The organism is Streptomyces sp. NPDC047108 (assembly GCF_040643575.1).
In the GTDB taxonomy this organism is placed as follows: Bacteria; Actinomycetota; Actinomycetes; order Streptomycetales; family Streptomycetaceae; genus Streptomyces.
In genome coordinates this window covers 1-24,185 of sequence record NZ_JBEYUP010000025.1, presented here as the reverse complement: position 1 = coordinate 24,185, position 24,185 = coordinate 1, and the positions used below count along the sequence as shown (strand labels likewise).

The window sequence follows — 24,185 nt, the reverse complement described above, 5'->3', positions numbered from 1 at the left end:
TCATGAACAGCACCCCCTGGCCCCTGGTGGGACGAGCAGGACAGATAGCCGAACTCTCCGCCCTGCTCGGGGAGGAGGCCCGGGGGGTGCTTCTCACCGGCGAGCCGGGCATCGGCAAGTCCCGGCTCGCCGCCGAGGTCCTGGACCGGTGTGCGCAGGACGGCGCCTACGTCGTGCGCACCTCCGGGGCCCAGGCCAGCAGCCGTATGCCCTTCCACGCCATGACGGGGCTGCTCACCCCGCCCCGGTCGCATGCGCACAGCGCCACCACCCGTCCGCTGGACCCCGTGCAGCCCGGTGGCGAGCCGACCGCGGACCTCTTCGCTCGTGTGGCACGGGAGTTGCAGCAGCGAGCCGAGGGCAGGCCCGTGGTGCTCGGTGTCGACGAGGCCGATCATCTCGACGCGGTCTCCGGCGCGCTCGTCCAGCACCTCGCCGCCACCTTCCGGGCCACTCCCCTGCTCGCCGCCCGCACCGACGCGCTGGACACCCCCACCGTACGAGCCTTGCGCGGCCGTTCCCTCGTCCGGGAGTTCGTGGTCGGCGGGCTGCCCCGTGAACAGGTCGGTGAACTCCTCGACGGCGCGCTCGGCGGCCCCGTCGACGGGCTGACCACCGACCGGCTGCACCGGCTGACCGGCGGCAACCCCCTCTTCCTGCAGCATCTGGTCGCCACCGGGCGCAGCTCGGGCGCGCTGCGCGCCAGCGCGGGCGTGTGGCGCTGGCACGGCCCGATGCGCGGCTACGAACGCCTCACCGATCTGGTCGTCGGCGCCGTCCGCTCCCTCGGGCCCGACGAGGCCCGCGCCCTGGAGTGGATCGCCCACACGGAGCCGGTCCCCCTGACCGTGCTGGAGCGTCTCGCCGTCCCCGACGCCCTGGAGGAGCTGGAGCGGCGGCAGTTGATCACGCTGGAGGGCGACGGCGACCGTCTGCGCGTCCGCACCAGCCATCCCCTGTACGGCGAGATCACCCGCTCCCGTACACCCTCGGTCCGGCGCCGGATCGTCTACCGCGAGTTCGCCGACGCCCTCGCCGGCAGCAGCCTCGCCCGCGAACAGCGCCTCGCGCTGGTCAACTGGCGCCTCCTGGCGGGCGATCCGGTGGACGATCAGGACATCCTGGCGGCAGCCTCCGACGCGCTCGCCCGCCGCGACCCGCGCCTGGCCGAACGCCTCGCCCGTACGGTCCCGGCCGGACGCGACCTCCTCGCCGAGGCCCTGGTGGTGCAGGCGCGGGCGGAGGAGGCCGAACAACTCCTCGCGCGGATCGACCGGCCCGCGCTCCGCGCCCTGAACCTCTTCTGGGGGCTGCGCCGCATCGAGGAGGCGACCCAGGTCCTGCGCCAGGCGCAACAGGCCGGCCCGGAGCAACATCAGGGCACGGACGAGGAGCCGCGTGCGGAGCGGGAACCGCAGGGGGAGCAGGGGCGGGCATCGGAGCCTCGCCCTGAACGGGCGGCTCGGGACGGCGCGGTGTCCGCCGCCCGGAACGGCGCGACATCCGCTGCCCGGAACGGCGACCCGTCCGCCACCCAGGACGGCGACCGCTCGGCCGCCCGGCTCGCCCGCGCCGAACTCGCCGTCGCCGAGCTGGCGTTGGCCACCTTCGGACACGGCCGGACCAACACCGACAACCTTCCCGAGCTGCCGGACCTGCCGCCCGAGACCGCCGTCGCCAGCGCCGCCGCGCCGCTGCACGCCTACCTCCTCACCTTCGGCGGCCGCCCGGGCGCGGTCGTCGCGCAGGCCGACTCCGGCGAACTGCCGCTCACTTCCCTCTGGCCGACGATGGGCGGGGCCGTCCGGGCCAGCCATCTGCACGCGCTCGTGCTCGCGGGCCGTATCACCACCGCCCTGGCGACCGCGCGGGAGTACTACCAGGCCGCCGTCGAACAGGGCGTCGGTGACGTGGCCGCACTCCTCACCCTGGAATGGGGCGTGTGCCACGCGTGGGCCGGGAACCACCCCGCCGCGCTGCCCCACTTCCGCGAGGCGCGCGCCCTCATCGACGAGCACACCCCTTTCCCCGTCCAGGCGTTCGTGTTCAGCGAGTACGCCGCCGGGCTGGCCGCCGTCGGGGACGCCCCGTCGGGGCAGCGCGTCCTGTCCGAGGGCGAGAGCCGGATGCCGACCGGGTCCGCGATGCGCGAACACCTTGCCCTCGGCCGTATCCGTCTCCTCGCCTGTTCCGGCCAGATCGACCGGGCCGCGCCGGAGGCGGAGGAGCTGGGCCGTCGCTATCTGGCCCGGGGCCGACTGACGAACGCCGTCGAGGCCCTGTACTACGCGAGCAGGATCCGGCCCTCCCTGCGCACGGCCACGCTGCTGGAGGAGTTGGCCGGCCTGTGCGACAGCCCGCTGTTCCCGCTGCTGGCCCGGCACGCACGGGCCGCCGCCGACCACGATCCGGCAGCACTGGGCCAGGTCTCCTCCGCCCTGGCCGGGCTGGGCTACCACGGCATGGCGGCCGAGGCATCGGCGCGGGCGTCGGCGTACTCCGCGGGGCGCGAGGCGGCGCACCACGCCTACCGCGAGAGCCGGGAGCGCGAACTGTGCCAGGGGTTCCGTGCGCCCTGGTCGCCGCGTACGACGCTGGCGCTGCCGCTCACCGCTCGCCAGCGGGAGGTGTGCGAACTGGCCGCGCGCGGACTGGACAACCCGACGATCGCCTCCCGGCTCGCGCTGTCCGCCCGCACCGTGGCCAACCATCTGCAGGCCGCCTACACCAAGCTCGGCGTCCGCTCCCGCTCCGACCTGGCCGCGGCGCTGGGGCTCTGACCCGGCGTACGCGCTCAGCGCCGGCACGTCGGCGGCGACGGTCCGCCGCGCTACTGGCTGCGGGTGCTGACACGGCCCGTGTGCACCTCGTAGAACCAGCCGTGGACGCGCAGCCGGCCGTCGGCCAGGCGTGCCCGGACGCACGGGTAGGTTCGGAGGCTGTCGAGCTGGAGGAGCATGTGCTCGCGCTCCGCGAGGGACATCCGCGGCTCCGGCTCTCCCGGGCCGCCGGGCGCGACGGGACCGCCCGGCTCGCCGTCGCGGCCGCGTTCCGCCGCGGCCGAACCCGGTCCGCCGTCCTGCGGTCCGGTCACGGCGCCGCACTCGGAGTGGACGCAGACGACGATGTCGGAGACGCCGAGCACCTCGACCGCGTACTCGATGGTGAGCGCCGCCTCCCCCGTCGGCCAGTCGTCACGGTTGGGGGGCACCATGCCGCCCGCCGTCCGCAGTTCGAACAGCTCGCCCGGCCGGGCTCCGGTCATGAGGGCCGGGACGACGCGGGAGTCGGAGCAGCAGACGAACAGCACCTCCGGCGTCTGCCCGCCCGCCAGATGGCTGAGGTCCTCGCCGCTGCTGCTGAAACTCCTGGCGTGCTCGATCAGCGCCTGCACTGTCAACCCCACGTTCCTCGACATCTGTATTCGTCGGCGGACTCCGGCCGCCCGACCTGTGTGAACACCGTGCCCAACCGCACCTGAAGCCCACCTGAAGCCATCGCGTCCGCCGCACCCCGAGGCGACGTCCCCGTACGGGCGCATGACGCGGCCCCCGTCCGCCGCTCTACGACAACTACCCGTCGTAGTCGGGGAGTCTGAACTGCCCCTCGGCGTGGCCGCCCTCGAAATCGGTGGGCGTGTTCCCGATGTTGGCGATGACCGTGTAGCCGAAGTTCTCGATCTCGACGCGTTGGTCACGTTTCAGTTCGCCCTTCGGTATCCGGCGGCGCTCACTCCGGACGCGCCGCCGCCACCTCGTCGAGCACACGAGCGGTCGCCTCGGGCGCGGCGAGCATCATGGCGTGCCCGCACGGGATCTCGCGCAGCTCCCACCCGGCCGCCTCCGCCCGCGCGAACGACAGGTCGAGACTCGCCAGCGGCGGCTGGGTGTGCCGCACATACGTCGTCGGCACGGCGGCAAGGGGAGCCGGGTCGTACGCCGCGGGCTCGGTCTGGCAGCGGAACGGGAACCGGACCAGGCGTTCGCCGACCCACGGCCGCAGATCACCGGTGATGCCCCACTGCTCCAGGAAGCCGGAGTCGGCCGGGAGGTACCAGCCCTCCCCCGCCTCCCGCACCAACTGCCGGTAGCGCCGGGCGACCTCGGGGGGCTCCACGTCGAGCAGGCACTCCCCCGGCTCGGTGACGAAGGCTCCGAGGAAGGTGACCGAGGCGATGCGGCCCCGGGCGCGTTCGGCGGCCGGCCCTGCCAGCACCCCCGCGTAGCTGTGGAGGACCAGATGGACGTCGCCGAGGTCCTCGTACCACAGCAGGCTCGTCAGATCGTCGACGTGCGTGGACAGTCCGACCTCCCGGGTCAGCTCGTCCCGGCGCTCGCCCTGGCCGCGGAGGCTGGGCGTGAAAACCTCGTGCCCCCGCGCGGCGAGCAGACGCCGGACGGGACGCCAGCACCAGCCGCCGTGCATGGCTCCATGCACCAGCACGAATGTCGCCATCGAACCGCTCCACCTCGCCTCACGCCTCCTGCGGCGGCAGCGTAGGCGGCGGATGCGTCGCGGGCCGGTAGCCCACGCCGGGTCCCTTGGTGCGGTGCGCGCCAGCCGGGGAGCGGTCAGCCGGTGTGACGCGGCGCGCGGAGCCGGATGACGGCGGTGCCCCCGGTCAGGTCCACCTCGGAGCGGGGCGGCGCTCCGTCCTCCGCGTCGTCCCGCAGGAGCAGCGCGCTCTGCCGTTCCTTGAGCTCGCTCTGCTTGCCCGGCGAGAAGCTCGCGTGGAGCTGTTCGAAGCCGGTCGCCGACACCTGTCCCTGCCGTGCCGTGTTGCGCCACGGCAGCATCCCGGCCCGTCCTGCCCGCAGCAGGAGTTGATCGAGGAACGCCACCACGGTCAGCAGGATCACCAGCCCCGGCAGCGTCATGAAGAAGACGATCTGCACACCCGCTCCCCTCCTTCCTCCTCCGCGATCGGCCCGCGGATCGTAAGAGCCGTACGCCGTGCGGCCATTCTGGCCCGAAGGCTGCGGAATGGAGCCGGTGAGGGAGATCACGGGGGCGGGAGGACGTGGTGGCGACTCCATGACCTCACATGCCGCTGCCGCCCCCGGAGTAGCCGCCGCGACGTGAGCCGTCGGCGCGCACCACCATGCGGACCGCTTCGGCGATCGGCGCCGCAGGGAGGTACTCCTTCATCCGGCGCCGCACGTCCCGGTTCTCCCAGTCGGGGTAGAGCTCGCGGCTGAACCGCATCGCGGCGGCCAGCGCCGTCAGGTGCACGTCCCGGGGGTCCGGCTGCCCGGACGGCGCGGGGTGTGCTTCCGGGCGGGCCAACGCGTCGACGCGCCGCCGCAGTTCGGAGATCCGGTCGGGCTCGGCCACCGTCCAGTCGGTGACCGGGAAGATGCCCAGGGCGCGTTCGGTACGGACGCGCAGCAGACCGCGCGACGCCATCAACTCCCGGTATTCCCGGCCGACTTCGAAGGACGCCTTGCGCACCCAGCGCTCCAGCCCCATCGACCAGGACCGCGGTTTGGCGGAGAGAAGCTCGCCCAGGACCCAGTCGGCGAAGCTGTCCACGGGCGCGACGGACCGTACGTCCAGGATGCGGAACTCGTCCACCGTGAAGGCGCCGCGCAGCATCAGCTCCGTGAGGACTGCACCGCCGAGACCGCGGTCGAGGTTCCGGATCCGCCGCGCGGCGCCGGTGTCCGGGTCCGCGCAGAGCAGCAGCAGGTCCTCGGGCAGCGACGTCGGCGCACTCGGTGTATTGACCACCCGTTCTGGATACCGGTCGCGCACACATCGGCGCAACCGGGAACGCGTCCGCACAGCACTGGTGAGGGATCGTCAGAAGCCACTCGCCGTACGGCAGTTGGCCGCTGTCATAACGCGATCCCCTCCGCTACGGGGAGTCCTGGGTCGACGCGGAGCCGTTCCTGTCCGACACGTCCTCGAGCCTGCCCCCCACCTTGGTGCGCAGTTCCTTCAGCAGCGCGGGCTTCCCGCTGATCGCCCAGCGTGGACCGACCAGGTACGTCCCTCCGTACATGCTCGCCGAGTCCAGCCACACCAGCTTGAGCTTCTCCTTGGGGAAGGTCGTGACCAGGTACTCGCCGGAGGCGTTCCGGCACACCCCTTCCCGCAGTTCTTCGGCCTCGGTCCGGATCTCGGCCGTGCAGCCGGTCCTGGCGGCGATCTTCTCGATGTTCGCGGGCGCGGGTGCGACCGGGCTCGGCTTGCGTTCGGCCTTCTCCGCCGTCGAACCGCCGTCGTCGCCGCAGCCCGAGGCGAGCGTCAGCGCGGCCAGCACCCCGGCGACGGCGGTGACACGTACGGGCCCCCGGACCCTCCGTTCCCGGCTACCGCCCTGTCCTCCCGCACGCCGCCCGCCCACCTCATGCCTCCCTCTCGGCTGCCCCGCCCACCGGCCGGGCGATCACTCCTGGCCACTCATACGCAGCAGGGCGGCCAACTGCTCACCACGCGCGCCGGACCGTCGCGCGGATGTGGGAGGCTCGGCGGATGCCGCATCTCGGATTGGTCACCCTGGTCGTGCCGGACTACGACGCAGCCATCGCGTTCTATGTGGACGCGGTCGGCTTCGAACTCCGGGAGGACACGCCCCTCGGCGACGGAAAACGGTGGGTCGTCATCGCGCCGCCCGGGTCGCGGGAGACGGGCCTCCTCCTGGCCGAGGCCACGAACGACGAGGTGCGGGCGCGCATCGGCGACCAGACCGGCGGTCGCGTCGGCTGGTTCCTGCACACCGACGACTTCGAACGGGACAGCGCACGCATGCGGAAGGCAGGAGTCGTCTTCAGGGAGGAGCCGCGGCACGAGCCGTACGGCACGGTCGCGGTGTTCCAGGACCCGTACGGGAATCTCTGGGACCTGATCCAGCCCGAGTCCAGGACCTGATCCAGCCCAAGTCCGGGACCTGATCCGGCCCGAGTCCAGGACCTGATCCGGCCCGGGTAAGGACACTCGAGGCTCCGGCGCCTGGGTCGCGGATCCGGCGCCGGGCCGTGTCCGGCCGTGGCGGAGGAGTCAGCCGAGAGGTTCGGGCGCGCCCGTGCCGCACGTCTCGCGCATGAGCCGGGTCCGCTCCGCCGCGGCCCGCTCGACGAGCAGGCCCTCCAGATGGTCCGTCGGCCGGCGACGCCGCCGTACGAGCAGGGCGGCACACCACGCCGCCGCTCCGGCTCCCGCGCCGATCAGCAGATACAGCACCACAACCCCCAAAGAACATCGTCGCTTCGGCGCCCCCCCGCCTCGGACCTCCATCGTCCCCCACCGGGGCTGTGATGGCCCGCCTTCCGGGACTACCGCTTCGGCCAGTACCAGAGCGGTTCGTCCAGCGCGCTCTCCCGCCCCGCGACCTCCGTCTGCCCGAACTCCTTGATCAGCTCGACGCTCTGCATCCCGACCCGGTGGCGGCGGGTGCCCGCCGCCAGCGCGTCGGCCAGGGGCCGGGCGTGCGTGACCACGACAGTCTGCGTGTCACGGCTCGCCGTGAGGATCAGGTCGGCCAGAGGGTCGAGAAGGTCGGGGTGCAGGCTGGTCTCCGGCTCGTTGAGCACCATCAGCGCGGGCGGGCGCGGTGTGAGCAGCGCGGCCACCCACAGCAGATAGCGCAGTGTCCCGTCGGAGAGTTCGGCCGCGCCCAGCGGGCGCAGCAGTCCGTGCTGGTGCAGCTCCAGTTCGAAGCGGCCGTCGCGCGGGGCGATCTCCACGCGGCTGCCGGGGAAGGCGGCGTCGACGGCCTCGTCCAGTGCCGCGCCGTCCCCCGTCTCCCGGATCGTCTGCAGCGCCGCCGGCAGGTCCGAGCCGTCGGCGGAGAGGACGGGGGTACGGGTGCCGATGCGCGGGAGCCGGGCCGGGGCTTCGGCGTCGGTGCGCACATGGTCGTAGAACCGCCAGGAGCGGATGCGCTCCCGCATGCTGAGCAGGTCGGGCGCGAGCTGGGGGTCGGCGAGTTCGCTGAGCATCGAGTCGTACGGCCGGAGTTCGCCGGTGCTGCGGTGCCATCCGCCCTCGGCCGTGCGCGTCCGTACGGAGGGTCCCGACCGGTCGGAGAGGAGGGCCGCGGGGCGCAGGACCGGCCCGGCCCAGGTCGCTTCGCGCTTGATCTCCGGGTCGAGGTTGAAGAGCGAGGACTTTCCGTCCTCCTGCGCGACGGGGATGGGGTGGCCGAAGTCCACGGCGTATCCGAACTCGTCGCCGGAGAAACCGAGGCGCAGACTCACCGGCCCCGAACGTAGCGTGCCCTGGACGGGGTGACGGCCTTCGCGCACCGCGCGGCTGATGCTCTCGGGGCCCGCCCACAGCGTCGAGGGCAGGCCTCCCTCGCGTGCCAGCGCGGCGACGGCCCCGCCGCGCGCCGAGTCGGCGAGGAGACGGAGGGCACGGTAGAGGCTGGATTTTCCGGTGCCGTTCGCCCCGGTCACCACCGTCAGCCGGCCGAGGGGGACGATGAGTTTGCGCAGGGAGCGGTAGTTCTCGACCGCCAGAGTGGTGATCACAGCTCGGATTTCTTCCTCCGGGGACGGGACGGAGGCCGTCGCACCCGGGAGGGGCCCGTGCGGCGCTCGCGTGCATCCTCCCCGCGTCGTCGCCTTCGTCGCCCCGGCCACGCCGGAGCAGTGTCACGCAGGCAGACGCAGGGAGCGCGGGGGAGGTTCATCGGCCCGCACGCCGGAGACGGCCCACGGGGGCACCGGCCGTGCGCCGGGGCGAACGCATCGTGCGCGGCGTGTGCGATCCCTCTGCATACGCCCCGAGGGGCCCGCGGACGGGGGCGCGCGGTGGGCCCGTCGGACCATACGACCGACACGCCGGGGCCTCGCAGGCGCCCGGTCCGGGGCGGTGCGCCCCGTACCCGGATCGGCCGGCAACCATGCTGCCCGACCGACGAACGGCCCGGCGGCAATGAAGCAGTCGGCCGGACGGAGATCGCTTCTGCGCGCTCTGTGGGTGCCGGCCGTGATCGTGCTTGTCTCGTCTTCGTGTTCGTTCCGCGGAATGTCCGGGCGGTCGTCCGGAATTCCGTGCACGGACACGGAATACGGTCCCGATTGCCCGACGGGGCCGGCCATCTGCAATCGATCGGCAGGAGCGAATCGAGATGGAATTACCCCGAGCGTCAAAGGGACCGCATACCCGTGACGCATTCCGGAACAGTGGGCTACGTCGTCGCACGGCGGCCGTGACCGTACTGGCTGCGATCGGCGCCCTGGGTGTCGGGGCCTCATGGCCCGCCCAGGCCGAGGACGGCACGGTGTGGGACCGGTTGGCCGTGTGCGAGAGCGGCGGCAACTGGCAGATCGACACCGGTAACGGCTTCTCGGGTGGCCTGCAGTTCTCCGACACCACATGGCGCGCGTACGGCGGTGGTGCTTTCGCGTCACGGGCGGCGCAGGCGACCAGGGCGCAGCAGATCAGTGTGGCCCAGCGCACCCTCGCCTCGCAGGGGTGGGGCGCCTGGCCTGCGTGTTCGGCATCCCTCGGACTGCGGTCGACGGCCGTGGGAGAGGCCACGTCGGGCGGGACGGAATCCGCGTCCCGGACGTCCTCCGCCGTGCAGCCTCGTCGGTCGCCGTCCGGTGAGCAACATGGCGGCCGGGACGGCACCCGGCGGAATCTGGGAAGGGGCCATGTGGTGAAGCCGGGCGAGACCCTCAGCGGCATCGCGTCCGGCCACGGCGTCGGCTGGATGCACGTCTACCGGCTGAATCGCGGGGTCATCGGCAGCGACCCGGATCTCATCCTGCCGGGGGTGCGCCTTTCGCTGCGATGAGCACGGCCGGAGCCCGGTCGTCAATGTACGGCCGAAGCCCGGTCGTGCGGGCCGGGCTCCGGTGAATCCCGCAATGCACCGGTGAATCCAGGGGAATTGCCGGAGGAGTACGCCCGGTTGCGCGCGCCGAGCCGTACCGGATTCCCCCGGGAAAGCGGGCCGTCCCTGCAGGAGCGGCAGGGACGGCCCTTTCCTCACAAGTCGTTTGACGGTCGATCAGGCAGACGGGTCAGCATGTGCCGCCCCGCACCGCGGAGTTGAGCTTGACACGGCCGTACCCCGCATTCATGCCGCGGTGGCGTGCATGCGCGCCCGTACGAGCTCGGGTCGAGAGGGGGAATTCCACGGACGGTCGACCGGACCCGCTCAGCCCTCCGATCCCCCGGAGTTCTCGAACCGGCGCAGGAGTTCCCTCAGGGCGGACATCTCGGCGGACAGGGCGGCGCGGCCGCCGTCGGTGATCTCCACCCAGGTGCGGGGGCGCTTGCCCTGGTATCCCTTGGTGACGCGCACCAGGTCCTGCTGGGCCAGGACCTCGAGATGGCGTCCGAGGTTGCCGTCGGTGAGCTTGAGCAGCTTCTTGAGATATCCGAAGTCCGCCTGCCGGGTTTCGTGGAGGACGGCGAGCAGGCCGAGGCGGGTCCGCTGATGCACCGCGTCGTCCAGCCCGGTGGTGGGGTGGTGGTCGGTCTCCTCGTCCGGACGGTTCATCGCGCGGCGCGCTCGTTGCGGAGTGCCACCAGCCCGGCGGCAAGGACCGTCAGGCCCAGCAGGACCTGGACGAGCGGTGGCACGCCGTAGAGCCACCCGCCGTGGGACGGTTCACCGACGATGCGTACGGCGATGTCGTTGGCCTTGTCGGTGATCATCGCGTCGTTCTCCATCGAGCCGATCACGGCCAGGGCGGCCGCGCAGGCGGTGAGGTAGGCGTTGCGCTGGACGACGGCCAGGATCAGCAGGGCCAGGCCGGTGATCCCGAGCGGACCTCCTCCGAACACCCAGGTCAGCCCGAAACCGAGCAGCAGCGCGGACGCGAGAGCGGCCACGACATAGGCCCCGCGCCCCGAGCCGATGCCCGTCCTGATGCGCCGGGTTCGATACCAGAAGGCGATGGCGAGGAAACCCACCGGCACCGCCACCCACCAGTACAGCCCTTCGCTCCTCCAGAGCGGGCCGAAGGGGACGTAGGTGAACGGGGCGCTCAGCATGATGATGACCCCGAAGGTGATGAGCGGCACCGACGACGCACGGCGGTCGGCCCGTGCGCGTTGGCGCAGTTCCTCCGTGTGAGCCAGCACGGCCCGGGTTTCAGCGGCTTCCATCGCGGACTCCATTCCTCGCTCCTGCGAACGCAGAGCACTCCGTAATGCAGAGTGATCGGCCGTCAAGAGCGAACGAGCCGGGTGCGGTACATCACTCAGGCGCTTTCGTCCCGCCAACTCCCGGGGTGGCCAGGCACATTGAGAACGGTCCCGTGGCCGGCATGCGGCGGCTACTCAAATCCCTCAGCACGCCCCGCAACCCCGGGATGGGAACGTACGTTTGATAAGCGTTGTCGGCACTCACCGAGCATTCCGGCACCAGACATCAGACATCAGACATCACCCTGACATGGGAGCAGAGCATGAAGATCTCCAACCGGGCGTCCGCGCCCGTCTGGGCCGACCTGTCCGCAACGGACGTGCCCGTGGCCAAGGCCTTCTACGAGGCGCTGTTCGGCTGGTCGGCCGAGGAGGCGCCGTCGGACGAGGCGGGTGGCTACGGCATGTTCGCCCTAGGCGGGAAGCTCGTCGGCGGCTACGGGCCGTGCCCGACGCCGGAGGCCCCGACTGCCTGGATGGTGTATTTCCAGGTCGACGACGTCGACGCCACGGCCGCCAAGGTCACCGATAACGGCGGAGCGGTCGTCGCCGCACCCATGGACGTCCTGGAGGCAGGCCGGATGGCGGTCCTCACCGACCCCGAGGGCGCGATCTTCGGAGTCTGGCAGCCGCGCGACCACACCGGATTCGGGGTCATCGACGAGCCGGGGAGCGTCTGCTGGTTCGAGCTGATGGCCCGCGACACCGGCAAGGCCGTCTCGTTCTACTCCGCGGTCTTCGGCTGGGAGGGTCGCACCAGTTCCGCCGGCCCCAGCGAGTACACCGAGTGGCACCTCGAGGGGACGTCGTTCAGCGGCATGATGGGCATGACCGACGCCTTCCCCGCCGAGCTGCCGGCGCACTGGATGGTCTACATCGCCGTGGAGGACTGCGACGCCGCCGCGGCCCGGGTCACCGAACTCGGGGGCAACGTCAGCGTTCCGCCCACCACCATCCCGCCGGGCCGGTTCTCCGTCGTCAACGACCCGCAGGGCGGCACCCTGTCCCTCATCGCCCTGGCCCCGGGTCACTGAACGGGGCAGAGGGCCGGGGCCGGCCGGAGGTCACTCGGCCGGCCCCGTCTTCCGGCGATGCGCTGCCGGGGAAGGCACACCGCCGGTTGCCACCGACGCCCGTCAGGCGGACGCGTGGCAAGTGAGTTTGACCTGGGCCGCTCCATGGTGGTGGTAGTTGTTGCCGTTCTCGTCCCAGTTGTAGCCGGTGCCGACCAGCCGCACCGCGATGCTGCCGTCCCGTACGGGGAAGGTGCCGCCCTCGACGAGCCGCCCCCGGTTGGAGATCTGGTCGACCGAGAAGGTGTAGTCGGAGGCGTACAGCTCCGCCGGGTCGTGGAACACCTCGTAGTAGGAGGGGTTTCCTGCCACGTCGCGGTCGTTGGTGCCCTCCGGGACGTAGACCGAGATCGTGCAGACGTCGGAGTCCTCGCTGGGCGTCCACCACCAGACCGCGCGGTTGTGCCCGTCGTCGCTGTTGCCCGACATCGGCATCGCGGTGAACGAGCCGTTGCAGCCCGCTCCGGTGTAGCCGCCCGAACTGAGGGTGTACCAGCCCTCGATGCCGTCGGACGAGCGGTTCAGCTCCCGGTATCCGCCTCCGGCCGGTGTCGGGCAGCCGGGGCCTGCCCAGGCGGTGTACGTGGCCGGCTCCTCCGTGGGCGCGGGGGGCTTGGGCGGCGGGGGCGACGGCGAGCGCGTCGGCTTCTTGGCCTTGGACCGGGACTTCGACGGCGAGGGGGACTTCGACGGGGTCTTCTCCGGGGCTCTCCCCGTCGGAAGGACGAGCGTCGGCTTGGGCCCGGCCCGCAGACCGGTGTTGTCCGCGACGTCGTCGGTCCGGCCCACGGGACCGGACACCCACGGAGAGCTCACCAGCAGCCCCAGCCCGGCCATGATGAGCACGGCACCCAGCGCGATCCACCACCGGTACCCCGCGTCACGGAAGGCCCTTCGCCCCCCGTCCTCCCACATCTTCTGCCCGGTCCAGCACGAACACGGCTCTCCCGAAAGGGTAATTCCGCGTTCGTCGCATCGTTGACATGACATCGAATTTTCCCCTGATAACGCCACGAGCACTCGAACACACCCTGGGCCGCCGGTTCGCAGCGACACTAGAGGTGACCGCCGGGTAAAGGTAGAGGTGCGGCCGATCCGCCGGAAGAGTAGCGCACCGAATCCGTCTCCACGCCCCCGCGCAAACAAGGAGCGGGGATTTACAGGAATCCTTCACGGACCCGGGGTCCAGGGCACAACTCCATGACACCACTGACGGGTTGGACGGGGATTCACCGTGCCGGGTTCCCGGAGCGCGCACAGCCCTCGCACCCAGGACCGTCGGCAGAATTGCCCACGGCTCTCCAAAGAGCGGCCAATTCGCCCAAGCAATGCCATTCCCGGCCGCCGGGGACGGACGGGTCGCACATCGGATCGAGCCCGACGCTCACCACCGCGGAGGGATGACGAACCGCATCGCAGCAGGTCACGCCGGAGTTCGGAGGGCATGGAAGGGGACGGCGGGCAGTACCGCGGTGACCGTCGGCCTTCCGACACTCCCCCGACTTCCGCACGCGCTGCGTCGCGTGGGCCCGACCTGGGCAGAGGTGCGAAGCGAAGGTGAGTAGCGATTACTCCTTGAACTCCCGCCTCCATGCCCTACAGTCCGGGAACGGAGACGTCCGCATATCGCTCCGCTCCGGCCACCGGCCCTCGTCCCGGCGTCCGGAAGAATGGCACGCGCGCGAGCGCGAAAACAATGGGAAGCCGATGAAGCACCGACGACCGAACTTCTTTTCGGCGTCGGTGGCAGAAGGCTTTCTCTGCCGGTGGAATACGCACGGTGCACTCTCTCGGTGACACGGCGGATTCCGACTCTTGGCTGCCCGGAATCCCGTTCTGCGGACGCGGCGCATCCGACGGAGTGGCGAATCCCCGTTCCGTGAGAAATCCCGGGGACGCCCTGCCGGCTACGTGCACGCTCGACGGCTCCCGGTCCGCGGTGGCTACAGGCGGGCGATGCGGCCGAGCGGTGCGCGGGGTTCGCGTCGGGTGGGGACGCGGCCGGTCAGCAGGATGAGGCGAGCGGCGCGTCGGCGCTGTCCGGCGTAGGGGGCGAGCAGTTCCGGCATCTCGGTGTCGCCGAGGCCGCGGCGGCCTGTGGGGGCGTAGCCGATGTGCCCGGGCAGATGCGGCTCACCGCATGTGATCACATCGGGCGCGCCGTCAGCCGAGGTCGAGCAGGTGAGCTGCGCTGGTGCGGGAGCACCGCTCGGCCTTGACGTGTTGTCCCTGACCATCCTTGATGATCTTGTCCCGGCGGGCCAGTGACGAATGTCCCTGACCCGGCGTCATCCGACCGGAGGGAAGACCCGTCCGAGCTTTGCGCGCCCACCTGGGTCTGCGCCGCAGGGTGGGAGACCGTCAGGATCCCGCGAGACCGCCGAGTGCCGCCGAGTGCCGCCGAGTGCCGCCGCCAAGGCTCCCGCCTCACCGAAGTACTGCCGTGAGGCGGGGCGGCAGGCCACAGGCCGTGCGGGCCGGCTGCCGTGTCCAGAGCACCGCGCAAAGGTCTGCGACGGCGCGTCGGACATGGCCAGAGGTGTATCCGGGTGAACCTCGACCCGGATGGCTGCGTGAACACGTGCACCGCGAGGTGGCAGGAGCTCGGTCTGCGGAACATGAGCCGAAAACCCCCATAGAGAGGCTCACGTACCTCATGCGTCGTTCCCTACTCGCCGCCTCCAGCGCGGCGACCGCCCTCATCGCCACCCTGGCATTGGCCCTCAACACCCCCGCCGCGTCCGCTGGGACCGGCGGGGGTGACCACGAGCCCTGGGTGGTGCGCACCGCAGCGATGCGCGCGGATGCCGAGCAGTTCCGTTCGTTGTGCGGAAAGCAGAAGGAGGGGAGACCCGAGCGCCGCACGTTCCCTCTCTTCGGCCACCACAACCGCGCGTTCCCTCCGTCCGGCCACGGGAAGGGTTTCACTGCGGTGCAGGACTTCCAGCGCCAGGACGCTGACGGCACCGTGTATTGGGCCGGACACGACCCGAAGCACCCCGAGAACACCATCGCCGTGTCCGTCATCGGAGCGTGCACAGACGGTCCGGTCACCCTCTCCGGCGCGATCGAGGTCGGCTCCCGCCAGTACCAGTACCAGCCGTTGGCCAAGCGCCCGGGCTGGTTCCAGCTGCAGGAGATCGACTCCCTGAAGCTGCCCCCCAACGGACACGGTGTCGACACAGTCGAGGTGCCCGCGGGCCACAAGCCCCCCAAGCCGCCCCACAAGCCCCGTAAGCCGGGGTTGAGGATCGCAACTCCCGACAACCCGGCTGCCATCGACATCGTCGTCGCCTACACCCCGGCCAGCGTCACAGAACTCGGCAGTGTCGCGGCGGTCCAGGCCCGGATCAGGTACGGCGTGAACCAACTCAACAGGGCGCTTGCGACGAGCGGTGTGCCGGCCAGTGTGCACGTCGTCAACACCTACCAGACCCAGCCGACCGGCGTCGCACGCGAAAACGCCGGAACCCTGCTGGGCATGCTCAGCAACCCCGCGAACCCGACCCTCGGCGCCCCGGCCGCCGCGCAGCGGGCGTCATCCAGCGCCGACCTGGTCGCGCTCCTCGCCGCCATCCCCGCAGAGGACAGCTCCGGGCAGGCCAACCTGCCCACCCCGGCCGCAACCTCGACGACCGACAGCGCCGCGTTCTCGGTCACCAGCGTCTTCTCCGTGACAGCGTGGGAGAACCTCGCACACGAGATCGGCCACAACTTCGGTCTGAAGCACGACCGCCTGACAGTGGCCAGCCAGGGGGGAACAACCCCCGTCGGCACCCAGAACTACGGCTGGATCACCCCCGATCAGCAGTGGCACACGATCATGGCCTACTCCAGTGCCTGCACTCAGCCGTGCAAGGTCGTCAATCAGTACTCCAACACCGAGGACGTCTTCAACGGCCAGCCCCTCGGCGACGCGAACAACAACAACGCCGCCGTCGCAACACGCAGTGCCGACATCCTGGCCGCCTACCGTCCCTCTTTGGTCACCAACCGGGTCTCTCTCAACATCTCCGCCGACCCTGTCGGCGGAGCCACCAGTGTCAAGCCCAGTGAGTACGGCCCGTACGACCCCGGCACCCAGGTCACCGTCACGGCCGTCCCCAGCCCCGGCTTCCAGTTCACCGGCTGGGTGGTCGACGGCCAACCCCAAGCCGTCACCACGCCCAGCTACCAGATCACCATGAACGCCAACCGCAGCATCGTCGCGCGGTTCAGCGAGATTCCGTGACCGTACGAGCCTCCTAGGACTCGGCAGCCGAGGACACAACGGCATCGGACGCTGCCCGACCGACATTGAAGTGTCCTGGGCCGAAGCCGGGCGACCGCACGATGCATGATCCCTTGCTCATGCGCGTCGCCCGGCTTCACTTCTCCACGGTCGAGTGGCAGCACTCTCCGCTTGTTCGATCAAGGCGTGGACGAGCAGCCTCATGAAAGCGCGAGGCTAGGCAGAGCTCCCGTCACTCCCGCAGACACCCGACTCCCAGGCCCAGGCGGCGATCTCCACGCGGTTGCGTGCGGCCAGCTTGCGCTGGACGTTGGCGAGGTGGGTCTTGACCGTCGACAGCGTGACGTAGAGCTCGGCCGCGAGTTCCTCGTTGGTACGGCCTCGGGCCACGAGCCGGACGACGTCCAGCTCGCGCTGGGTCAGCGGTTCGGCCGGCCGGGCGGGCCCCTGGCCTTCCCCGCCCCTCACGGGTTTTCCGGCCGCTCCGTCGCGAAGTCCGGGCCGGTGAGGGGCCATGTGCGCGAGGAGGCGGACCGTGATCGACGGTGAGATCAGGGAGTTGCCCGCGGCGGCGGCCCGTACGGCCTCCGTGAGCAGCCCCGGTGCGCCGTCCTTCAGCAGGAAGCCGCAGGCCCCGTTGCGCAGGGCCGTGTAGACGTACTCGTCGAGGTCGAAGGTGGTGGCGATGAGCACGTTCATCGGCTCGGGCACACCGGGGCCCGCGAGCAGCCGGGTGGCCTCCAGACCGTCGAGCTCCGGCATCCGGATGTCCAGCAGGCAGACGTCGGGCCGTACGCGCCGCGCCTCCGAGACGGCCGCCGCCCCGTCGGCCACCTCGGCCACGACCTGGATGTCCGGCTGGGAGTCCAGGATCATGCGGAACGCGGCGCGGACCATGGGCTGGTCGTCGGCGATGAGCACCCGGATCGTCATGGACGACATGATCCCAAGTGTCGCGCCCCCGGTCAGTGGGTGGTCAGGGTGTCGAGCGGCAGAAGGGCGTGGACGCGCCAGCCGCCGCCCGGCCGCTCCCCCGCGCTGATCCGCCCGCCGATGCCTTCGACCCGTTCGCCGAGTCCGACGAGTCCGTATCCCCCGCCGGTTGCCCGGCCGCCGCTCGCGGCGTCGTCCTCCCCTCCGTGCGCGACGCTCCGCCCCTCCTCGTCCGGGCGGCGGCGGCCGTCGTCGGTCACCGTCACCTCGATGCGGTCGGGCACGTCGGGGTGAGGTTCGACCCGGACCTCGACGCGTGTGGCTCCCGCCGCGTGCTTCCGCGCGTTGGTGAGCGACTCCTGCACGACGCTGTAGACGGTCGTGGCGACCTCCGGCGGCACGGGCCGGTCGGTCACCCGCGGGTCGAGGGCCAGTGTGGCGGGCGGCCCCGCGACCGCGAACTTCTCGACGAGCGTGTGCAGACCGCCCAGGTCTCCGGCGGGTCGCGTCGCCGCGGGCGCACCCGGATCACGCAGGACGGAGACCATGGCACGCATCGATCCCAGCGCCTGGGCTCCGGCCTGCTCGATCTGCGCCAGCATCCGGTCCAGGTCCTCGGGGCTCTGGGCGTGGCCGGCGTCCGCCGTGAAGCGGGCCGCCTTGGTCTGGGCGACGATCGCCGTGACGTGGTGGGCGACGAAGTCGTGCAACTCCCGTGCGTACTCGAGGCGTTGGGACTGGCGCACGTCCTCGATCTCCCGGGTGCGCATGGTGTCGCGCAGGCGCAGCGCCAGCCCGAGGACGACCGCGCAGGGCACGGCGCACACGATGACGAAGCTGATCAGCAGATAGAGGGTGTCGTCCCAGGCCTCGATCCGCAGGAAGAGGAGGACCGCCGCGCAGGACACCGCCGCTGACAGCGCGATCGCCTTCAGGGGACGGCAGCGCCGCACCGTGCGCGTGATCACCAGCAGCAGGACGCACAGCTCCACCATCCCCGGCGTGTTCTCGGGGCGCTGCGGGAGCTGTGTCTGTACGACCGTCAGGGCGCAGGACGCCGCCGCGGCGACCAGGACGCACTGCCAGAACCAGCGCTCCGGCGCGAAGAGGGCGAGCAGCGCCAGCGCCCCGGTGACGACGGTCGCAGCCGCCACGGCCACGTAGGGCGCGTTGCGGCCTTCGAGCACGATCAGGGGGAGCAGCCCCGCGCCGATCAGGCAGATGAGGATCTGCTGAGCGCGGGAGCGGGACCGGAACGCGGCAATCATGCAGGTCACGCTACGGCAGGCCGGTCTTCCTTCACCTCGGCCGTTCGGCCGATGGAGGCGGCTCGCCGCTTCGGTATTCCGGTGGATCCGCGGGGGACGTCCGGCCCGGCAGCATCGGGACGGTCCGGTGGGACGGCCGCGGCATCGGCCCCCGTCCCGCCTGCCCGAGCCCGGAGATCCCCTCTCGTCCGAGCCCGCGTCGGTGCCGACCGGCCGGCCGTGTCGAGCGCGGATCCGGCGTCGGCCCGACCGATCGGGCCGAACCGTCCCGTGAAACTCACCCAGGAGCGATGTGCGATGAGTCAGCCCTTGGACGCCCCCGCGTCCCCCCGCAGGCCCGGAGCGGTGGTCGCCACCGGCCACGACCTGACGAAGGTCTACGGCGAGGGCGAGACCGCGGTGACGGCGCTCGCCGGGGTGTCGGCCCGGTTCGTCTCCGGGGAGTTCACCGCGATCATGGGCCCCTCGGGGTCGGGCAAGTCCACGTTCATGCACTGCCTCGCCGGTCTCGACACCCCGACGTCCGGCAGCGCGTGGATCGGCGACACCGACCTCGCCTCGCTCGACGAGGCCCGGCTCACCAGGCTGCGGCGCGAGCGCATCGGCTTCGTCTTCCAGTCGTTCAACCTCCTGCCCACGCTCACGGCGCTGGAGAACATCACGCTCCCCTGCGATCTGGCCGGGGTCTCCCCCGACCCGGCCTGGCTGCGGGAACTCGTCTCCGCCCTGGGCCTGTCCGACCGCCTCGGCCACCGCCCGGACCAGCTGTCCGGCGGCCAGCAGCAGCGGGTGGCCTGCGCCCGGGCGCTGGCCTCGCAGCCCGCGATCGTCTTCGCCGACGAGCCCACGGGCAACCTCGACTCCCGGGCGGGCGCGCAGGTCCTGTCGTTTCTGCAGATGTCCGCGACGATGCTGGGCCAGACGGTCGTGATGGTCACCCACGACCCGGTCGCGGCCGCGTACGCCGACCGCGCGCTCTTCCTGGCCGACGGACGCCTCGTGCACGAGATGACCGATCCCAGTGCCTCCGGGGTGCTGGAGCAGATGAAGACCTTCGACGCCGGTCAGCAGCAGGTCGCCCGATGAGCACCGGCCCCCGTCCGGGCCCCGCGGCGTCGCCCGGCAACGGGTCGTACGGCGGGTCCGCATCTCAACGCCGGTCCCCCGGGTCCGTGTCGTCCACCCACCGCCCCTCGTCCCGGAGGTCCGCCATGCTCCGCACCACCCTGCGCACCCTGCGCTCGCATCGCCTCCGGTTCGCGCTGCCCGCGCTCGCCGTCGTGCTCGGCGTCGCCTTCGTGACCGGATCGCTGATCTACGGCGACTCCGTCAGTACCGCCGTCACCAAGGCCCTGGCCAACTCCCAGCCGGATGTGTCCGTTGCGGTCCAGCCTGCTGAATCCGCCCGGTACTCCTCGTCGGGCTCCTCCGCGACGAAGTCGCGCATCGACGACGCGATACTGAGGCGTCTCCGCGGCGTGCCCGGGGTCGCGGCGGCGCGGGGCACGGTCGAGGGCCGCTCGTTCCTGGCGGGCCGGGACGGCACGCTCGTCGGTGACCTGTACCGGTCCGCGGGCGTCAACTACGTCCCGGACCGCACGGGCAAGGACCCCCGCTACCCCCTCGCCGCCGGCCGCGGACCGCGCACCGCCGGCGAGGTCGCCGTCGACACGGCGGCGGCCGAACGGTCCGGGCACAGGGTCGGCGACACCGTCCGTATCGTCGTCGGCGGCACGGCCCGCGACGCCCGCCTCGTCGGCCTCTTCACCGCCCAGGACAGCCGCGTCGCCACCGGCGGAACGCTCACGGCGTTCGACACCGCCACCGCGCTGCGGCGCTTCGCCCCGGTCCCCGGCAGCTACACGTCGATCACCCTGACCGCCGCCGACGGAACGTCGGAGGCGGAACTCGCCCGGCGGGCCCAGGAGTTGCTGCCCCGCGGGCTCGAAGCCGTCACCGCCGCGGAGCTGGAGAGCGCCGCCACGGACGCCTCCGGCAACAAGCTCACGACGCTGCTGCTCGGCTTCGCCGGTGTCGCCCTGTTCGTCTCCACCTTCCTCGTCGCCAACACCTTCACCATGCTGAGCGCCGCCCGGGCCCGCGAACACGCCCTGCTCCGCGTGGTCGGGGCGACCCGGCGGTACGTGATGCGCCAGGTCCTCGCCGAGGCCGCGGTCGTCGGGGCCGTCGCGTCCGTCGTGGGCTACGCCCTGGGCATCGGCGTCGCGGCCCTCCTCAACACCCTGTTCGGTGCCGCGGGCGGTACGAGCGCCCCGCTGCGGATCGACCGGCTCACCCCGGTCCTGGCCGCCTTCGGCGTCGGCATCGGCATCACCATGCTGGCCGCCTACATCCCGGCGCGCCGCGCGGCGGCCGTCTCACCGGTCGCGGCGCTCCGGACGAACCGGCCGCCCACGCCGGCCTCGCTCCGCCGCCGCAGCGTCCTCGGCGCGGCGGTCACCGGGCTCGGGGTACTGCTGCTCTGGGCGGCCACCGGTGACGAGAACATCCTCTACGCCGCCGGGCCCGTCCTCCTCGTCGGTCTCATCGTCCTCACCCCGCTGATCGCGCTCGGCGTCACGCGCCTGCTCCGTACGCCTCTGCGCCGACTGGCCGGGATCCGCGGCAAACTGGCGCTGGAGAACGCCCGCCGCAACCCGCGCCGTACGGCGGCCACCGCCGCCACGCTCATGGTCGGCCTCGCGATGATCACCGCCGTCACCGTCGTCGTGGCCTCGATCGGGCGTATGGACGAGGACGAGGCCGACCGCGCCATGGCCTCCGATCTGCGCATCACGGCCGTCGACTTCGGCGAGGTCGGGCCGGATGTCGCCCGGCGCGTCGAACGCCTCCCGTACGCCGCGGCCGTCACCGCCGTCGTCGACACCGGCATCCAGGTGTCCCGCGACGACATGATCGGGGCGGCGGCCGTCACCCCCGGCACCGTGGAACGCCTGGCGCCCATCACCCTCCGCGAGGGTTCGCTCCAGCGTCTGGACCGCGGCATCGCTCTCGAGCAGGAGACCGCCGCGGCCCGCCACGTGACGCTCGGCAGCCGCGTCACCGGCAGCGTCGACGGTACGAAGCGGAAGACGGCACTCCCCGTCGTCGCCATCTATGAGGGCAAGGACTTCGCACCCGCGCTGGTCTCGCGGACCAGGCTGCCGCACGCCACCGGCACCGAGGACCGGGCGCGCATCACGTCGGTGCTCGTCGACGCCGACCCCGGCCGCACCGCCGCGCTCCAGCGCGACATCCGGCGCGCGCTCGACAACCCGACCCTGCTGGTGCAGGACCGCGCGGAGGTGCGGACGGCGGCGAGCGCAGACACGGCCGAGTTCCGGGACATCATGTACGCCCTGCTCAGCGTCACCGTGCTGATCGGTGCCCTGGGGGTGGTCAACACGATGGGCATGGCCGTCTCCGAACGCGTCCGGGAGATCGGCATGTTGCGTGCCCTCGGACTCGACCGCCGGCGGCTCGCATCCGTCCTGCGCATCGAGTCGGTGACCATCTCCCTCCTCGGTTCGGCCCTCGGGCTCGTGGCGGGCGGCGCGATCGGCACGGCAGCCGTCCTCACCCGGTCGAGCGTCCCCCTGGTCGTCCCGTGGGGCACGGCGGCCCTGTGCTTCGCCGCCACGGCCGCGATCGGCGTCCTCGCCTCGCTGTGGCCGGGACGCCAGGCGATGGCGGTCCCGATGCTGAAGGCGATGGGCAGCGACACGGACTGACGCGGACAGGAAGACCGTGGGGAGGGAGACCGGCGAAGAGGACCGGCGATGGACACCGCAGAAGCTGAGGGACTGCGGAGATGAACGGCGCGGAGATGAACACCGCGCCAGGTCCGGGCCGTACTTGTCGGCAGGGCGGTGGTCGCCGCCAGCCGTTCGAGGAGGTCGCATCCGGATGTCCGCTCATCGCGCCCTGGCCGCAGCCGCGCTCATCGGCAGCGCGCCGGTGCTTCTCCTCACGGTCGGCGCCGGGCCCGCGTGGGCGCACGGCGCCCCGACCGATCCGGTCAGCCGGGTCGCGGCGTGCGGACGCGAGGGCGGCACGGCCGGTTCCGCCGCGTGCGTGGCGGCGGCCCGGGCGAGCGGCGGTGGCGCGGCCTTCAAGGAGTGGGACAACCTGCGCGTGCCGAATGTGGCCGGGCGGGACCGCCGGATGATTCCCGACGGGAAGCTGTGCAGCGCGGGCATCGACGCGTACGAGGGGCTGGACCTGCCGCGGGCCGACTGGCCCGCGGACAGGCTCCGCGCCGGGAAGCCTTTCAACCTGACCTACGCGTCGACCATCCCCCACAAGGGCACCTTCAGCGTCTACCTCACCAAGGCCGGGTACGACCCGAGGCAGCCGCTGACATGGGGCGACCTCGACGCCAAGCCGTTCCTCACGGCCAAGGACCCGGCGCTCCGCGACGGCGCCTACCGCCTCAGGGGCGAGCTGCCCGCCGGACGGACCGGGCGGCACCTCATGTACACCGTGTGGCGCAACACCGACACTCCCGACACCTACTACTCGTGCTCCGATGTCGTGCTCACCGGCGGCAAGCCGGCGTCCGGCGCGGGCAGTGCCTCAGGCGGAGGGGCCGGAAGCGGTAAGGAGAAGGCGACCGAGGACCGACCGGAGAAGAGGAAGGAGCAGCGGCGCGAGAAGGCGGACGGCCAGGCCGAACGGTCCACGGCCGGGCAGCCGTCGGAGTCGCCCGCCCCTTCGGGGTCCGGACCTGCGGCACAGCCCGCCTCCGCGGCGGGCGACTCCGACGGCGTCCCTGTCCTGCCGATCGCGGTCGCGGCGGCCGCCGCTCTCGCCGCCGCCGGCGCGGCGGGCGCCTACCACCGGCGACGGCGCAGCTCGCGCTGACGGGCCCCGGGCCCGTTCAGCGGCGGGCGGCCCGGTTCCGGGCGTGCTGCCGGGCCGTACGTTCGTTGCCGCGCCGGTAGTTGCCGGTCCATCGCGCCATGACCAACTGCGGCTCGCCGGAGGCGACTTCGTCCAGGAACACGCGGGCGCGCGAGCCGCGCAGCGTTGCCGCGACCGTACGGCGGTGGGTCACCACGATCGTTCCGTCCGCGCGCTGTTCATAGGCGAATCCTGCTGGTCCGGGCATGAGCCCTCCCCCTCCTGGTGCGCAGCCCCCCGGCCGGCGCCACCGGGCGCAACCATCGCACCGACGCCGCACACAGGCAACGGGATATCGGCGCACGGGACGGGGCGGAGGCCCGTGGACCGAGCGCCCTCCATGACTTCTCCCGCACGCCGCACACCAGGCATCCGCGCCCCGCCTCAGAACGCGGATGCCTTCTCGTACGCCGTGAGGACGTCGGCCGTGGGTCCGTCCATGACGAGTTCGCCCTTCTCCAGCCACAGCACGCGGTCGCAGGTGTCCCGGATCGACTTGTTGTTGTGGCTGACCAGGAAGACCGTGCCTGCCTGCTTGCGCAGTTCGCGGATGCGCTGCTCCGAGCGCCTTTGGAACTTCCGGTCACCCGTCGCCAGCGCCTCGTCGATCATCAGCACGTCATGGTCCTTCGCCGCCGCGATGGAGAACCGCAACCGGGCCGCCAT

The 24,185-nt window shown here is 71.9% G+C and carries 21 protein-coding genes and 3 pseudogenes; 8 read left to right on the top strand and 16 right to left on the bottom strand.

What is annotated here, in order from left to right; genetic code table 11:
• Positions 1-2: 2 nt before the first annotated feature.
• The gene (locus ABZ822_RS29690; protein ID WP_360860961.1) at positions 3-2,780 is read left to right on the top strand and encodes an AAA family ATPase; all 2,778 of its coding nucleotides are present in this window, start codon (positions 3-5) and stop codon (positions 2,778-2,780) included.
• 50 nt (positions 2,781-2,830) lie between these two features.
• Here ABZ822_RS29690 and ABZ822_RS29685 read toward each other — a convergent pair whose 3' ends face one another.
• The 6 genes and pseudogenes from ABZ822_RS29685 to ABZ822_RS29660 form a co-directional block, all read right to left on the bottom strand.
• Positions 2,831-3,394: a carbonic anhydrase gene (locus ABZ822_RS29685; protein ID WP_360861078.1), complete on the bottom strand. Its 564-nt coding sequence runs from the start codon at positions 3,392-3,394 to the stop codon at positions 2,831-2,833.
• Between the two features lie 178 nt (positions 3,395-3,572).
• Positions 3,573-3,692, bottom strand: a pseudogene (locus ABZ822_RS29680) (hydrolase); the annotation flags it as partial.
• A gap of 37 nt (positions 3,693-3,729) precedes the next feature.
• Positions 3,730-4,455: an alpha/beta fold hydrolase gene (locus tag ABZ822_RS29675; protein WP_360860959.1), complete on the bottom strand. Its 726-nt coding sequence runs from the start codon at positions 4,453-4,455 to the stop codon at positions 3,730-3,732.
• Between the two features lie 116 nt (positions 4,456-4,571).
• The gene (locus ABZ822_RS29670; protein ID WP_360860957.1) at positions 4,572-4,895 is read right to left on the bottom strand and encodes a DUF6191 domain-containing protein; all 324 of its coding nucleotides are present in this window, start codon (positions 4,893-4,895) and stop codon (positions 4,572-4,574) included.
• 145 nt (positions 4,896-5,040) lie between these two features.
• Positions 5,041-5,730 carry a GPP34 family phosphoprotein gene (locus ABZ822_RS29665; RefSeq protein ID WP_360860955.1) on the bottom strand — a complete coding sequence of 230 codons (690 nt, stop codon included), beginning with the start codon at positions 5,728-5,730 and terminating at the stop codon, positions 5,041-5,043.
• A 127-nt stretch (positions 5,731-5,857) separates the two neighbouring features.
• Positions 5,858-6,349, bottom strand: a complete 492-nt coding sequence (locus ABZ822_RS29660) for a hypothetical protein (protein ID WP_360860953.1) — start codon at positions 6,347-6,349, stop codon at positions 5,858-5,860.
• A gap of 128 nt (positions 6,350-6,477) precedes the next feature.
• On the opposite strand from ABZ822_RS29660, the gene ABZ822_RS29655 reads away from it, so the two are divergent.
• A complete protein-coding gene (locus tag ABZ822_RS29655) occupies positions 6,478-6,873 on the top strand; it encodes a VOC family protein (RefSeq protein WP_360860951.1) in 396 nt (131 codons plus the stop codon).
• 129 nt (positions 6,874-7,002) lie between these two features.
• Here ABZ822_RS29655 and ABZ822_RS29650 read toward each other — a convergent pair whose 3' ends face one another.
• Together ABZ822_RS29650 and ABZ822_RS29645 are read right to left on the bottom strand one after the other, a co-directional pair.
• On the bottom strand, positions 7,003-7,188 hold the full coding sequence (locus ABZ822_RS29650) for a hypothetical protein (protein ID WP_360860949.1): 186 nt from the start codon (positions 7,186-7,188) through the stop codon (positions 7,003-7,005).
• Between the two features lie 89 nt (positions 7,189-7,277).
• The gene (locus tag ABZ822_RS29645; protein WP_360860947.1) at positions 7,278-8,477 is read right to left on the bottom strand and encodes an AAA family ATPase; all 1,200 of its coding nucleotides are present in this window, start codon (positions 8,475-8,477) and stop codon (positions 7,278-7,280) included.
• A 683-nt stretch (positions 8,478-9,160) separates the two neighbouring features.
• Here ABZ822_RS29645 and ABZ822_RS29640 point away from each other — a divergent pair.
• Positions 9,161-9,751: a transglycosylase family protein gene (locus ABZ822_RS29640; RefSeq protein ID WP_360860945.1), complete on the top strand. Its 591-nt coding sequence runs from the start codon at positions 9,161-9,163 to the stop codon at positions 9,749-9,751.
• Positions 9,752-10,117: 366 nt separating this feature from the next.
• On the opposite strand, the gene ABZ822_RS29635 is transcribed toward ABZ822_RS29640, so the two are convergent.
• Entirely contained in the window at positions 10,118-10,462 is a 345-nt protein-coding gene (locus ABZ822_RS29635) for a transcriptional regulator (protein ID WP_360860943.1), read from the bottom strand.
• Complete coding sequence (locus ABZ822_RS29630) at positions 10,459-11,073, bottom strand: hypothetical protein (protein ID WP_360860941.1); 615 nt, start codon at positions 11,071-11,073, stop codon at positions 10,459-10,461. Before ABZ822_RS29630 ends, ABZ822_RS29635 begins: the two co-directional genes overlap by 4 nt.
• 302 nt (positions 11,074-11,375) lie before the next feature.
• On the opposite strand from ABZ822_RS29630, the gene ABZ822_RS29625 reads away from it, so the two are divergent.
• Complete coding sequence (locus ABZ822_RS29625) at positions 11,376-12,146, top strand: VOC family protein (RefSeq protein WP_360860939.1); 771 nt, start codon at positions 11,376-11,378, stop codon at positions 12,144-12,146.
• A 102-nt stretch (positions 12,147-12,248) separates the two neighbouring features.
• On the opposite strand, the gene ABZ822_RS29620 is transcribed toward ABZ822_RS29625, so the two are convergent.
• Both ABZ822_RS29620 and ABZ822_RS29615 read right to left on the bottom strand, forming a co-directional pair.
• Entirely contained in the window at positions 12,249-13,022 is a 774-nt protein-coding gene (locus ABZ822_RS29620) for an adhesin (protein ID WP_360860937.1), read from the bottom strand.
• Positions 13,023-14,128: 1,106 nt separating this feature from the next.
• A pseudogene (locus ABZ822_RS29615) lies at positions 14,129-14,347 on the bottom strand (DNA-3-methyladenine glycosylase 2 family protein); the annotation flags it as partial.
• Between the two features lie 494 nt (positions 14,348-14,841).
• Here ABZ822_RS29615 and ABZ822_RS29610 point away from each other — a divergent pair.
• Positions 14,842-16,416 carry a reprolysin-like metallopeptidase gene (locus ABZ822_RS29610; protein WP_360860935.1) on the top strand — a complete coding sequence of 525 codons (1,575 nt, stop codon included), beginning with the start codon at positions 14,842-14,844 and terminating at the stop codon, positions 16,414-16,416.
• A 216-nt stretch (positions 16,417-16,632) separates the two neighbouring features.
• On the opposite strand, the gene ABZ822_RS29605 is transcribed toward ABZ822_RS29610, so the two are convergent.
• Together ABZ822_RS29605 and ABZ822_RS29600 are read right to left on the bottom strand one after the other, a co-directional pair.
• On the bottom strand, positions 16,633-17,349 hold the full coding sequence (locus tag ABZ822_RS29605) for a response regulator transcription factor (protein WP_360861076.1): 717 nt from the start codon (positions 17,347-17,349) through the stop codon (positions 16,633-16,635).
• A 32-nt stretch (positions 17,350-17,381) separates the two neighbouring features.
• On the bottom strand, positions 17,382-18,617 hold the full coding sequence (locus ABZ822_RS29600) for an ATP-binding protein (protein ID WP_360860933.1): 1,236 nt from the start codon (positions 18,615-18,617) through the stop codon (positions 17,382-17,384).
• Positions 18,618-18,914: 297 nt separating this feature from the next.
• On the opposite strand from ABZ822_RS29600, the gene ABZ822_RS29595 reads away from it, so the two are divergent.
• The 3 genes from ABZ822_RS29595 to ABZ822_RS29585 all read left to right on the top strand — a co-directional run bounded on the left by ABZ822_RS29595 (position 18,915) and on the right by ABZ822_RS29585 (position 23,480).
• Entirely contained in the window at positions 18,915-19,703 is a 789-nt protein-coding gene (locus ABZ822_RS29595; protein ID WP_360860931.1) for an ABC transporter ATP-binding protein, read from the top strand.
• A gap of 125 nt (positions 19,704-19,828) precedes the next feature.
• A complete protein-coding gene (locus ABZ822_RS29590; RefSeq protein WP_360860929.1) occupies positions 19,829-22,348 on the top strand; it encodes an FtsX-like permease family protein in 2,520 nt (839 codons plus the stop codon).
• A gap of 175 nt (positions 22,349-22,523) precedes the next feature.
• Complete coding sequence (locus ABZ822_RS29585; RefSeq protein WP_360860927.1) at positions 22,524-23,480, top strand: lytic polysaccharide monooxygenase; 957 nt, start codon at positions 22,524-22,526, stop codon at positions 23,478-23,480.
• A 16-nt stretch (positions 23,481-23,496) separates the two neighbouring features.
• Here the strand turns inward: ABZ822_RS29585 and ABZ822_RS29580 are convergent, their stop codons facing one another.
• Positions 23,497-23,727: a hypothetical protein gene (locus ABZ822_RS29580; RefSeq protein WP_360860925.1), complete on the bottom strand. Its 231-nt coding sequence runs from the start codon at positions 23,725-23,727 to the stop codon at positions 23,497-23,499.
• 176 nt (positions 23,728-23,903) lie between these two features.
• A pseudogene (locus tag ABZ822_RS29575) lies at positions 23,904-24,185 on the bottom strand (ABC transporter ATP-binding protein); the annotation flags it as partial.